General features: G+C 70.5%; 15 protein-coding genes. 11 read left to right on the top strand and 4 right to left on the bottom strand.

Annotated elements, in window-relative coordinates; genetic code table 11:
* The first annotated feature begins 163 nt into the window (after positions 1-163).
* From ACFWP5_RS49610 to ACFWP5_RS49620, 3 genes are all read left to right on the top strand, one after another.
* Positions 164-1,012: a GNAT family N-acetyltransferase gene (locus tag ACFWP5_RS49610; RefSeq protein ID WP_384173101.1), complete on the top strand. Its 849-nt coding sequence runs from the start codon at positions 164-166 to the stop codon at positions 1,010-1,012.
* A gap of 112 nt (positions 1,013-1,124) precedes the next feature.
* Positions 1,125-1,688 (top strand): GNAT family N-acetyltransferase, encoded by a 564-nt coding sequence (locus ACFWP5_RS49615; RefSeq protein WP_384173104.1) that lies wholly within the window; start codon positions 1,125-1,127, stop codon positions 1,686-1,688.
* Positions 1,689-1,761: 73 nt separating this feature from the next.
* The gene (locus ACFWP5_RS49620) at positions 1,762-3,465 is read left to right on the top strand and encodes a proline--tRNA ligase (protein ID WP_384173107.1); all 1,704 of its coding nucleotides are present in this window, start codon (positions 1,762-1,764) and stop codon (positions 3,463-3,465) included.
* A 111-nt stretch (positions 3,466-3,576) separates the two neighbouring features.
* Here the strand turns inward: ACFWP5_RS49620 and ACFWP5_RS49625 are convergent, their stop codons facing one another.
* Entirely contained in the window at positions 3,577-3,987 is a 411-nt protein-coding gene (locus ACFWP5_RS49625; RefSeq protein ID WP_384173110.1) for a hypothetical protein, read from the bottom strand.
* 15 nt (positions 3,988-4,002) lie between these two features.
* Between ACFWP5_RS49625 and ACFWP5_RS49630 the strand changes: the two genes are divergently transcribed.
* From ACFWP5_RS49630 to ACFWP5_RS49645, 4 genes are read left to right on the top strand one after another with little or no spacing between them, the layout of a single operon-like run.
* A complete protein-coding gene (locus tag ACFWP5_RS49630) occupies positions 4,003-4,962 on the top strand; it encodes an FAD:protein FMN transferase (protein ID WP_384173114.1) in 960 nt (319 codons plus the stop codon).
* On the top strand, positions 4,959-5,540 hold the full coding sequence (locus tag ACFWP5_RS49635; RefSeq protein ID WP_384173117.1) for a ferric reductase-like transmembrane domain-containing protein: 582 nt from the start codon (positions 4,959-4,961) through the stop codon (positions 5,538-5,540). The genes ACFWP5_RS49630 and ACFWP5_RS49635 overlap by 4 nt, the downstream gene beginning before the upstream one ends.
* Positions 5,537-6,760: an NADH-ubiquinone oxidoreductase-F iron-sulfur binding region domain-containing protein gene (locus ACFWP5_RS49640; RefSeq protein ID WP_384173120.1), complete on the top strand. Its 1,224-nt coding sequence runs from the start codon at positions 5,537-5,539 to the stop codon at positions 6,758-6,760. Before ACFWP5_RS49635 ends, ACFWP5_RS49640 begins: the two co-directional genes overlap by 4 nt.
* Positions 6,761-6,762: 2 nt before the next feature.
* The gene (locus ACFWP5_RS49645; RefSeq protein WP_384173122.1) at positions 6,763-6,969 is read left to right on the top strand and encodes a ferredoxin; all 207 of its coding nucleotides are present in this window, start codon (positions 6,763-6,765) and stop codon (positions 6,967-6,969) included.
* A 76-nt stretch (positions 6,970-7,045) separates the two neighbouring features.
* Here ACFWP5_RS49645 and ACFWP5_RS49650 read toward each other — a convergent pair whose 3' ends face one another.
* From ACFWP5_RS49650 to ACFWP5_RS49660, 3 genes are read right to left on the bottom strand one after another with little or no spacing between them, the layout of a single operon-like run.
* Entirely contained in the window at positions 7,046-7,936 is an 891-nt protein-coding gene (locus ACFWP5_RS49650; RefSeq protein WP_384173125.1) for an aminoglycoside phosphotransferase family protein, read from the bottom strand.
* A gap of 51 nt (positions 7,937-7,987) precedes the next feature.
* Positions 7,988-8,452, bottom strand: a complete 465-nt coding sequence (locus ACFWP5_RS49655; RefSeq protein WP_384173128.1) for a ferritin-like domain-containing protein — start codon at positions 8,450-8,452, stop codon at positions 7,988-7,990.
* Entirely contained in the window at positions 8,449-8,982 is a 534-nt protein-coding gene (locus tag ACFWP5_RS49660; protein WP_384173131.1) for a hypothetical protein, read from the bottom strand. Before ACFWP5_RS49660 ends, ACFWP5_RS49655 begins: the two co-directional genes overlap by 4 nt.
* Before the next feature lie 319 nt (positions 8,983-9,301).
* Here ACFWP5_RS49660 and rimP point away from each other — a divergent pair, with 319 nt between their 5' ends.
* From rimP to ACFWP5_RS49680, 4 genes are all read left to right on the top strand, one after another.
* Complete coding sequence (gene rimP, locus ACFWP5_RS49665) at positions 9,302-9,844, top strand: ribosome maturation factor RimP (protein WP_384173134.1); 543 nt, start codon at positions 9,302-9,304, stop codon at positions 9,842-9,844.
* Between the two features lie 2 nt (positions 9,845-9,846).
* Entirely contained in the window at positions 9,847-10,845 is a 999-nt protein-coding gene (nusA, locus tag ACFWP5_RS49670) for a transcription termination factor NusA (RefSeq protein WP_384173136.1), read from the top strand.
* A gap of 90 nt (positions 10,846-10,935) precedes the next feature.
* The gene (locus ACFWP5_RS49675) at positions 10,936-11,214 is read left to right on the top strand and encodes a YlxR family protein (RefSeq protein WP_384173139.1); all 279 of its coding nucleotides are present in this window, start codon (positions 10,936-10,938) and stop codon (positions 11,212-11,214) included.
* 146 nt (positions 11,215-11,360) lie between these two features.
* On the top strand, positions 11,361-11,643 hold a 283-nt coding region (locus ACFWP5_RS49680), incomplete at its 3' end, for a translation initiation factor IF-2 N-terminal domain-containing protein (protein ID WP_384173142.1).

Genomic DNA, 11,643 nt, shown 5'->3' on the forward strand with positions numbered 1-11,643 from the left:
GACGGCCTTGTGCTGGGGTTGCGGGGGGTCGGCGCTCCCCGCCCCCCACGAGACGGCGACCTGACCCACCCCCACTGACAACCAAGCGGCAACACAGACGGCACCGCTCAGCTTCCGCAGGTACAGTGCGGAGATCAGCAGACCTTAGGGTGAGGCCCCGTACGTGTTGACCCAGACCACCTCTCGGGTGCTCGAACCGAGCGACCTGGATGCCGCGCTCGCCGTACTGGACCGCGAGCCGGTCACGAACGCCTTCGTGACCTCGCGGGTACAGGTCGCGGGCCTGGACCCGTGGCGGCTCGGCGGCGAGATGTGGGGCTGGTACGAGGACGGCATGCTGACGTCCCTCTGCTACGCGGGCGCCAACCTCGTCCCCATCTGCGCGACCCCGAGAGCCGTCCGCGCCTTCGCCGACCGCGCCCGCCGGGCCGGCCGCCGCTGCTCCTCGATCGTCGGCCCGGCCGAGGCCACCGCCCAACTCTGGCGCCTCCTCGAACCGAGCTGGGGCCCGGCCCGCGAGGTCCGCGCCCGCCAGCCCCTCATGGTCGCCGACCGCATGCCCACCGACATCGCCCCCGACCCGTACGTCCGCCGTATCCGCAAGGACGAGATGGACACGATCATGCCGGCGTGCGTCGCGATGTTCACCGAGGAGGTGGGCGTCTCCCCACTGGCTGGCGACGGCGGCCTCCTCTACCAGGCCCGAGTGGCCGAACTCGTGGGCTCCGGCCGCTCGTTCGCCCGCCTCGACGAGTACGGCAAGGTCGTCTTCAAGGCGGAGATCGGCGCGGCGACACCCAAGGCCTGCCAGATCCAGGGCGTCTGGGTGGCCCCCGAGTACCGGGGGATGGGCGTGGCGGCCCCGGCGATGGCATCGGTACTGCGCTACGCCCTGGCGGACGTGGCCCCCAAGGTCAGCCTCTACGTGAACGACTTCAATACACCGGCGAGAAGGGCGTACTTGAGGGTGGGCTTCCAAGAGGTCGGCGCCTTCATGAGCGTCCTGTTCTGAAGCGTTTCAGGGGCGCGGGGCTGTGACATGTGCGGCTCCGCCGCGTGGGCGCGACCAGCCACATGCGGCCCGCACCCGAAAGACAACTGTCACCCCCCTGTACTCTCCCCACATGCGATTTCCCGGTCACGGTCACCGCCACCCCGAAGACGTCGTGATCGGCCCCCTGGACCTCTCCGCCCGCGTGGACGAAGCCCTGGCCGTACAAGCCCTCGCATTCGGCCTGGGCCCGGACGAGGTAGCGGTAAGACGCCAGATCGTCCTTCGCCACATGACCTACCCCGGAGCCAGAGCACTGGGCGCCACCACCGAAGGCCGACTCGTCGGATTCGTCTACGGCATGCCCAACAACCGCACCCACTGGTGGTCCACGGTCGTAGAGCCCTACCTCCGAGCCCGCGACCACGACGACTGGCTCGACCACTCCTTCGTGATCACCGAGCTGCACGTCCACCCGCACTATCAGAACCGCGGTGCCGGCCGTTCCCTGATCACCACCATCACGGACGCCGCCACCGAACCCCGCTCGATCCTCTCCGCGATCGACACCGACAGCCCGGCCCGGGGCCTCTACCGCTCCCTCGGCTACGAGGACCTCGCCAGCCAGGTCGTGTTCCCCAGCGCCCCCAAGCCGTACGCCGTCATGGGCGCCCCGCTCCCGCTGCGCCGCCGCTAACCGATTTCCACCGGCACAGCACGCCCGGCTAACCTCCTAGCCATCACCCTTTCCCGGCAGGAGTACAGGAACCATGGCGAACGTACCGGTCCAGCGCATGTCCCAGTTGATGGCGAAGACGCTGCGCGACGACCCGGCGGACGCCGAGGTCCTCAGTCACAAGCTGCTCGTGCGGGCCGGCTACGTCCGCCGCACCGCGGCCGGCATCTGGTCCTGGCTGCCCCTGGGCAAGAAGGTCCTCTCCAACGTCGAGCGGATCGTGCGTGAGGAGATGGACGCGATCGGCGCCCAGGAGGTGCTGCTCCCCGCGATCCTGCCCCGCGAGCCGTACGAGGCGACCGGCCGCTGGGAGGAGTACGGCCCCGAGCTGTTCCGTCTCCAGGACCGCAAGGGCGGCGACTACCTCCTCGGCCCCACCCACGAGGAGATCTTCACGCTGATCGTGAAGGACCAGGCGTCCTCCTACAAGGACCTGCCGGTCATCCTCTACCAGATCCAGAACAAGTACCGCGACGAGGCCCGCCCCCGTGCCGGCATCCTCCGTGGCCGCGAGTTCCTGATGAAGGACTCGTACTCCTTCGACACGGAGGACGAGGGCCTCGCCAAGTCGTACGCCCTGCACCGCGAGGCCTACCAGAAGGTCTTCGCGCGTCTGGGCCTCGACTACCGCATCTGCGCCGCCACCGCGGGCGCGATGGGCGGCTCCAAGTCGGAGGAGTTCCTCGCCCCTGCCGAGGCCGGCGAGGACACCTTCGCGGACTGCCCGAACTGCGACTTCGCCGCCAACACCGAAGCGATCACATACGAGTTGAAGTCCGTGGACGCCGACGGCGTCGCCGCGCTCGAAGAGATCCCGACCCCCGACACCCCCACCATCGAGACCCTCGCCGCCCACCTCGGCGTCGAGGCCTCCGCGACCCTGAAGAACCTCCTCGTCAAGGTCGACGGCGAGATCGTGGCCGTGGGAGTCCCCGGTGACCGCGAGGTCGACCTGGGCAAGGTCGAGGCCCACTTCGCCCCCGCCGCAGTCGAGTTGGTGACGGCGGAGGACTTCACCGGCCGTCCCGACCTGGTGCGTGGATACGTCGGTCCGCAGGGTCTGGGCGAGAAGGTCACGTACATCGCCGACCCGCGTGTGGCCCCCGGCACTTCATGGATCACGGGCGCCAACAAGCAGGGCACGCACGCCAAGAACGTCGTAGCGGGCCGTGACTTCGAGGTCGGCGAGTACGTCGACGTCGTGGTCGTGCAGGAGGGCGACCCCTGCCCCAAGTGCGGCACCGGCCTCAAGCTGGACCGCGCCATCGAGATCGGCCACATCTTCCAGCTCGGCCGCAAGTACGCCGACGCCCTCAAGCTCGACGTCCTCGGCCGGCACGGCAAGCCGGTCCGCGTGACCATGGGTTCCTACGGTATCGGTGTCTCCCGCGCGGTCGCCGCCCTCGCCGAGCAGACCGCCGACGACAAGGGCCTGTGCTGGCCCGCCGAGGTCGCCCCGGCCGACGTGCACGTCGTCGCCGCCGGCAAGGCCCTGCAGACCGAACTCGCCCTCGACGTATCGGAGAAGCTGCGCGCGGCAGGCCTGCGCGTCCTGGTCGACGACCGCGCCGGGGTCTCCCCGGGCGTGAAGTTCACCGACTCGGAGCTGATCGGCGTACCGAAGATCCTGGTCGCGGGCCGCCGCTCCGCCGAGGGTGTCCTGGAACTCAAGGACCGCAGGACCGGCGAGCGCGAGGAACTGACCGTCGACGAGGCGATCGCGCGCCTGACCGCGTAGGCAGGTACCGCGTAGGCAAGTACCGCGTAAGCGGCGATGAGGTGGGGCTTGTTGAAGCCTCAAGCAATTTAAGATTCCTCTCAGAGAGTTCTTGTGGGGCGTATGGGCGCCTCACAGACTTCTCTCAGGCTGGTCCCCGACCGTAGGACGTGACAGAGCGTCACTGCGGAGGGGAACGGTCATGACAGTCAAGGAGCGTGGGGCCGCTACGGCGGTCCGCAGAGGCAAGCGGCGCATCGCGGCGGCCACGGCAGCGATCACGCTGGCGGCGGCGGCCGGGGTGTTCGCCCTGGTCGGCACGATGCAGTCGGACGCGGAGGCGGACACGGCGGCGGGCAGCACCGGCACGACCAGTTCGTCGTCGCCCTCGCCGTCCGCCACTTCCAACACCTCGTCCACGTCGGACAGTTCGACCTCTTCGTCGTCCTCATCCTCCTCACCTTCGTCGTCCTCGTCCTCGTCGGACCTCCAGTCGTCCTCGTCCGGCGTGACGTCGTCGTCCGGCAGCTCGACCGACTCCACGTCGGGAGCGTCGTGATGAGTACAGCGACCCTGCGCACCACAGCCGCCGCCGACTGGCGTGCCCTCGGGACCAGCGTCCGGCTGGTCGTCACCGACCCGGCCCTGCTGGACTCCTGCAACCTGCTCCTCGCCCGGCACCTCGCCGAGGTCGACGCGGCCTGCAGCCGGTTCCGTACCGACTCCGAACTGACCGCGCTCGACGCCTCGTGGGGCCGCCCGGTCACCGTCAGCCCACTCCTCGCGGAGGCCCTGGCGGTCGCCCTGCGCGCCGCCGAGGCGACGGACGGCGCGGTCGACCCGACGGTCGGCTCGGCCATGAACGCCATCGGCTACGACCGCGACTTCACCCTCGTCCGCGAGGACGACCGCCCGGTCCGGCTCACCGTGAAGCGCGCCCCGGGCTGGCGCACGATCGACCTGGACCGTACGACGGGAACGGTCACCGTCCCGGCCGGTGTCCGCCTGGACCTCGGCGCCACGGCGAAGGCATGGGCCGCCGACAAGGCAGCGGCGATGCTCGCCGAAGTGGCCGGCTGCGGAGTCCTGGTGAGCCTCGGCGGCGACACGGCGGTGGCGGGGGAGCCCCCGGCCGGCGGCTGGAACATCCGCGTCCAGGACGTCACCGGCTCCGTCGACGAGACGCCCGCGCACGGCACGTACGCCACGATCGGCCTGCGCTCCGGCGGCCTCGCCACCTCGGGCACGGCCGCCCGCCGCTGGCGCCGGGGCGGCTACGAGCTGCACCACATCGTCGACCCGCGCACCGGTCTCCCCGTCCGCAGCCCCTGGCGCACGGTCTCGGTCGCCGCCGCGACGAGCGCCGACGCCAACGCGGCGAGCACGGCGTGCCTGGTCAAGGGCGCGGGCGCGGAGCGCTGGTTGACGCGCCTGGGCCTCCCCGCGCGCCTGGTGGCACAGGACGGCACGGTCGTCACGACCCCGGGCTGGCCCACCTCCCCGGCGGCCGCCGTATGAGCTCCGAGATCCTCTGGTACGCCAACCGCGCCACCGGGGCCGTCTGCCTCGTCCTGTTCACGGTCGTGGTCCTGCTCGGCATCGCGGTCCGGCTGCGCACCCGGCTCCCCGGGCTGCCCCGCTTCGGCACGGTGAACCTGCACCGCACCCTCTCCCTCTCCGCGACGGCCTTCCTGGCCCTGCACATCGCGATGGCGGTGATCGACGGCTACGTGAACATCACCGTCCTCGACGCGGTCGTCCCCTTCGTCTCCGACTACCAGCCGCTCTGGCTCGGCCTCGGCACGGTCGCCCTCGACCTGATGCTCGCGGTCCTGGTCACCAGCCTCCTGAGGGAACGCATCGGACACCGCACCTGGCGGGCGCTCCACTGGCTGGCGTACGCCTCCTGGCCGGTCGCCCTGATCCACGGCATCGGCATCGGCACGGACACCGGTACCGACTGGATGACCTGGCTGACCGTGTCCTGCGTGGCCGCCGTGGTCGCCGCCTTCGGCATCCGCCTGGCCCACTCCGCCCGCCTCTCCCGCCGCACCCCCGCCGCCCTGCTCCGCACAGCCGAAGGAGCCCGACCGTGACCACGACCACGACCTTCACCGACGTCTACATGTCCCCCCGCCTCCTCGCCCCCGGCGGCACCGCGGCCGACCTCTCCATCCACGAACTCCGCTACGGCCCACTGTCATACGGAGATCCCGGCACGCTCCTGAGAACCGTCGCCGAATCCGGCCTCACCGGACGCGGGGGCGCCGCGTTCCCGACGTACCGCAAACTCGTCGCGGTGGCCGACGCGAGCCGCCGCACGGGCCGCGCACCCGTGGTCGTAGCGAATGGCGCGGAAGGCGAACCGGCCAGCCGCAAGGACAAGACACTCCTGCGTCTGTCGCCCCATCTGGTCCTGGACGGGCTGCAGTTGGCGGCCCGGGCGGTAGGCGCGGGGGAGGTGCACCTGGCCGTGGAGGACGGTGCGTCCTACCTGGAATCGGCCCTGGCCCAACGCGACGACCCCCTCCCCGTACGAGTCGTCCGCCTGCCCAAACGCTTCCTGTCCGGCCAGGCATCAGCGCTCGCGCAGTACGTCTCCGGAAACGCCCCGCTGCCCCGCCACCAACACCCCCCGGTCCGTGAACGCGGCGTACGCCGGGCCCCCACCCTCATCCAGAACGTGGAAACCCTGGCCCACCTCGCCCTGGTCGCCCGCTACGGTGCCGACTGGTTCCGCACCGCAGGAACCCCCACCCAACCGGGCAGCACCCTGTGCACACTGCACGTGCCGGACCGCGAAGTCCGGGTCGTGGAAGCCCCGTTCGGCCTGCCCCTGAACCGACTGCTCCCCCTGCACGGAACATCCGCGGTACTGATAGGGGGCTACCACGGCATCTGGATCCCGACCACAGAAGCAGCCCAACGCACCCTCGACGCAGGCGACTTGGGAGCAGGCGTCCTGGCCGCGCTCCCGGCAGACCGCTGCGGCGTAACCGAAACCGCCCGCATTCTCCGCTACTTGGCCCTGCAATCGGCCGGCCAGTGCGGCCCGTGCCTCAACGGCCTCCCGCGCATAGCCTCCGCCTTCCAGGCCCTGGCCACCCCCGGCCCCCAGGCCAACACCCGCCAGGACGTGGCCCGTTGGTCGGGCCTGGTGGAGGGCCGAGGCGCCTGCCACCACCCCGACGGCACAGTCCGCCTGGTCAGAAGCGCACTTACTACCTTCGCGGTCGAACTGGACGCCCACGCAAGGGGCTTGTGCACAGCGACGACCCCCACCCCCTTGCTCCCGATCCCGAACGAGGCCCACTGACCATGGACCAGAAAATCGACATCGACTGGACGGCGTGCCAAGGCCATGGCCTGTGCGCGGAGTTGCTCCCCGACCACATCACCCTGGACGAATGGGGCTACCCGCTGGTGGACGGCACTCCGATCCCGCCCCGCACGGCAAAACGGGCACGCAGAGCAGCATCAGACTGCCCGGTCCTGGCCCTAAAACTGACGGTGACCAGAAACTGACGCCAACTGGAGCGCCCCTGAAGGGGCGCGGGGAACTGCGCGACCAGCCCCCACGCACCCGCACCCAGAACACGACCTATAGCCACCCAGCAAATTCCAGCAACAACTCGGCATCCCGAGGCCGCCCCACGCGCAGTGCCCGCACTCCGGACTCAACCGCCCGGAACAACGTCCACCCCCGCAACCGCTCCTGATCCACATCCAACGACTCCGCAAGTCGCTTAACGCGCCGCCGAGTTGTCGAAGCCCCCGAAGGCGTGGCGATCAGATCCTCCACCCGATCCCGCACCAACCGAGCCAGATCGAACGCACACTCACCCACGACAGGATCCGGCCCCACCGCAAGCCACGGCACCCGCTCGGCAGCCAACACCTTGCTCTGCCGAAACGTCCCATGCAGCAACCGAACCTCGGGCGGCGCGGCCAACAACTCCTCCCGAGCATCCAGCGCGGCCGAGACCAACGAGGCAACCTCCGGTCCACTGCCGCGCAGAACCCGCGCCTGCCGCCCCGTCCGCTCGGCCACGGTCTCGAACGCATGATCACCCGGGGGCTCCACCCACAGCCGCCGCAACGTCCCCGCCGCCTCCAGCAACGCCTTCGCCTCGGGCAACGACCGCACCGACACATCCGGATGCAACCGCTCCAGCACCAGCACACCCTCGGCCCCGAACGGCTCGACGAGCTGCACGGCACCCAGGCCACCCCAGCGCGCGAGCGCGGCCCGCTCGCTCTCGGGACGAGCCCGGTGCGGGGCCAGCTTCAGTACGGCCGGAGTTCCATCGGCCCGCCGAACAAGCACGACCAGGCTGCTGCGCCCACCCGGCACCTGCACCCGCTCGACGGTCAACTCGCGTAGATCAACGGCCTGTCGGGCCACCTCGGGCAGCTTCTCCAACCAGTCGTCACCGCTCGGTGCCGTCTCCCCGAGCGCCCTCACCAGACGCTGCGGCGGTTCGAAAGCCATGCGCGAGTTGTTCCCTTCCTACGGTCCTGCCGTCCTGCGTCCCGGTGCGGATCACGCCGTGGGTGCCGCCGAGGCCGTGGGGGTCGCGGCCCGCTCGGCGAGACCAGGGAAGGGTACGCTCCCGCCGCGCCAGCGCACCGCGCGGACCGCCGCTTCCCGCAACGCCTCCGCTGCCGTAGCGCGCACCCCGTCCGTCGACGCCCGCACGAGGTCGGAGTAGACCCCGGCCACCCGGTCCTCCAGTTCCGCGGCGAGTTGTACGGCGGCTGCCGAATCCGGCACCGGGAACGGCAGCGCGTACGCGGCGGACGCGGCCACGGGCTTGGCGCCCAGGTCCCGGACCTCGCGTACCAGCGCGTCGCGCCGGGCGCGGTGGGCGTCGTAGGCCGCCTTGGCCTCGGTCCGCCGGCCCTCGCGGATACGCCCGCCGACCACGCCGTAGCCGTACACCGCCGCGTGCTCGGCGGCCAGTGTCGCCTGCAGCGCGGTCAGTTCCGTGGCCTTCTCCTCGCTCACTTGGCACCCTCCGTCAGCAGATACGCGTGCGCGGCCCCGGCGGCGGCCACCGAGGCCAGCAGGCGGGCCAGTTCGCCGGGCAGGTCGAGCAGCGCCTTGGCCCGCCGGTCGGCGAGACTCCGCTCGGCGGCGGCCAGCCCGGCGAGGGCGTCGCTCGCGGTCGCGGGTACGGGGGCCGACGGCGAGGCCGACGCGGACGCTGATGCCGACGGCGACGCAGTGGCCGTAGAACCGCTGCTTCCGCCACCGAAAGCCGTCGCGTGTCGTACGACCTCCGCCCGCAGCGGATCCAGGCGGTCGGCCAGCGTCGGGTGCGCGGTGAGTGCCGCGTCGTAGTGCTGGAGGAGGGTCTCGCTGTCGGTGGCCGCACGCGCGCGTGCGTGTTCGGCGGCCGACTCGCTGCCGCCCGTGGTCTCGGAGTCGTCGGCGTCGGTGGAGCAGCCCACCAGGAGGGCGGCTCCGGCGGCGGAGGCGAGCAGGCTCCTTCTGCGCGGTCCCAGGAGGGTGCGCGAGGGTGGGGGGAACGGCACGGCAGATCGTCCTCGGGGGGCTCGTACGAACGAAAAGGCGGGCGAAAAGACGGGAAGGGCGGCACGCCCGTGATCACGGTACCCGCGCATCCCCCCGACTCATGTCACCGGCTCGTGGACCTACCGAAGGGGCGCGAGGAACTGCGCGACAAGCCCCCACCGACCCGCGCTCGCCCGACCACGTCAACCACCCGAGCTCAAAGGCGCCCGGTCCGCCGCCGGAGGCACACGTGGACGGCAACACACCCTGGGACCGGATACCCTTTGTGGAGACACGCGCCCTACCCACAACAGCACACGCGGCCGAGGAGTCACCCGGATGAGCACGACCCAGAGCGAGAGGCTGCGAGAACTGCTGGAACCGCTCGTCGGCTCCCAGGGACTCGATCTCGAAGAGGTCGCGGTGGATTCCGTCGGACGCAAGCGGGTGCTGCGCGTGGTCGTCGACTCCGACTCGGGCGCCGATCTGGACCAGATCGCCGATGTGAGCCGCGCGCTCTCGGCGAAGCTCGACGAGACCGACGCGATGGGCGCGGGCGAGTACACCCTGGAAGTCGGGACCCCCGGTGCCGAGCGCGAGCTCACCGAACACCGTCACTACGTACGCGCCACCGACCGGCTGGTGAAGTTCCAGCTGGTCGAGAGCGGTGAGCTGGTCGCCCGGATCATCGCCGTGGACGACGACGGCATCGACGTCGAGGTGCCCGGCGTGAAGGGGCGCAAGCCCACCGCCAAGCGGCTCGCCTTCGCGGAGGTCGTCAAGGCCCGCGTCCAGGTCGAGTTCAACCGCAAGAACAAGAACGACGACAACGAAGACAACGACGACAACGACGACAACGAAGAGAACGCAGAGGAGGCGTAGCCGTGGACATCGACATGAGTGCCCTGCGGGGCTTGGTGCGGGAGAAGGAGATCTCCTTCAGCCTGTTGGTCGAGGCGATCGAGTCGGCCCTCCTCATCGCCTACCGCCGCACCGAGGGAAGCCGCCACCACGCGCGCGTGGAGCTCAACCGGGAGACCGGCCACGTGACGGTGTGGGCGAAGGAGGACCCCGAGGACCTGGAGGAGGGGCAGGAGGCGCGCGAGTTCGACGACACCCCGTCCGACTTCGGCCGTATCGCCGCCACCACCGCCAAGCAGGTCATCCTGCAGCGGCTGCGCGACGCCGAGGACGACGCGACGCTCGGCGAGTACGCGGGCCGCGAGGGCGACATCGTCACCGGCGTGGTCCAGCAGGGCCGCGACCCGAAGAACGTGCTCGTCGACATCGGCAAGCTGGAGGCCATCCTGCCGGTGCAGGAGCAGGTCCCCGGCGAGACGTACCCGCACGGCCTGCGCCTTCGGTCGTACGTCGTCCGGGTGGCGAAGGGCGTGCGCGGCCCGTCCGTGACGCTGTCCCGTACGCATCCCAATCTGGTGAAGAAACTGTTCGCCATGGAGGTGCCGGAGATCGCCGACGGGTCGGTGGAGATCGCCGCCATCGCGCGTGAGGCCGGCCACCGTACGAAGATCGCCGTCCGCTCCACCCGCAGCGGCCTGAACGCCAAGGGCGCCTGCATCGGCCCCATGGGCGGCCGGGTGCGCGCGGTGATGGGCGAGCTGAGCGGCGAGAAGATCGACATCGTCGACTGGTCGGACGACCCGGCCGAGATGGTCGCCAACGCGCTCTCCCCGGCGCGGGTCTCCAAGGTCGAGGTGGTGGACCTCGCGGCCCGCTCCGCGCGCGTGACGGTGCCGGACTACCAGCTGTCCCTGGCGATCGGCAAGGAAGGGCAGAATGCCCGGCTTGCGGCCCGGCTGACGGGGTGGCGCATCGACATCCGCCCCGACACCGAACAGCCGTCCGACCAGGCCGGGGAATAGATCTCGGCCGCGAGTGGCTTAGATCACGACAACAACCGTTCGATTCTTCCCCCGAAGGGGTGAGGTCGGTACGGGGAGGTAGACTTAGCAGTGTCTGGCCGGACGCGAGCCCGCGCATGCCCTGAACGCACCTGTGTGGGGTGCCGGGAGCGAGCGGCCAAGAAGGAACTGCTGCGCATCGTGGCGGTCGAGGGCGAATGCGTCCCCGATCATCGCGGTACGCTGCCCGGCCGGGGTGCGTATCTGCACCCCGCCCTGGTCTGTCTGGACCTGGCGGTCCGCCGCCGGGCGTTCCCACGGGCGCTGCGTGCCCAGGGAGCGCTCGACACAAAGGCGTTGCGCCTCTACGTCGAGCAGGCGACACCGTAAGAGCGAGTCGTACGGAACCTCCGTGCGGCCCGGTATTCCGCGAGTTGGAAGTAGGTCGAGATTGCGATGAGCACTCGATGAGCACGCGATGAGTACGCCCATGAAGTAGCGACGGTCCGGACGCACCCGGACCTAAAAGGAGCGAAGTGGCTAAGGTCCGGGTATACGAACTCGCCAAGGAGTTCGGGGTGGAGAGCAAGGTCGTCATGGCCAAGCTCCAAGAACTCGGTGAATTCGTCCGTTCGGCGTCCTCGACGATCGAGGCGCCCGTTGTACGCAAGCTGACAGACGCCCTCCAGCAGGGCAACGGAGGCGGCAAGCCCGCCCCCGCACGCAAGGCTGCCCCGGCTCGTCCGCACGGACACCGACCGAGCCGGCCACTACGCCACGATGGGCGTGGCCCCCGACCTCATGCGAGCCGCCCAGGAC

Source organism: Streptomyces sp. NPDC058469 (assembly GCF_042721125.1).
Taxonomy (GTDB): domain Bacteria; phylum Actinomycetota; class Actinomycetes; order Streptomycetales; family Streptomycetaceae; genus Streptomyces.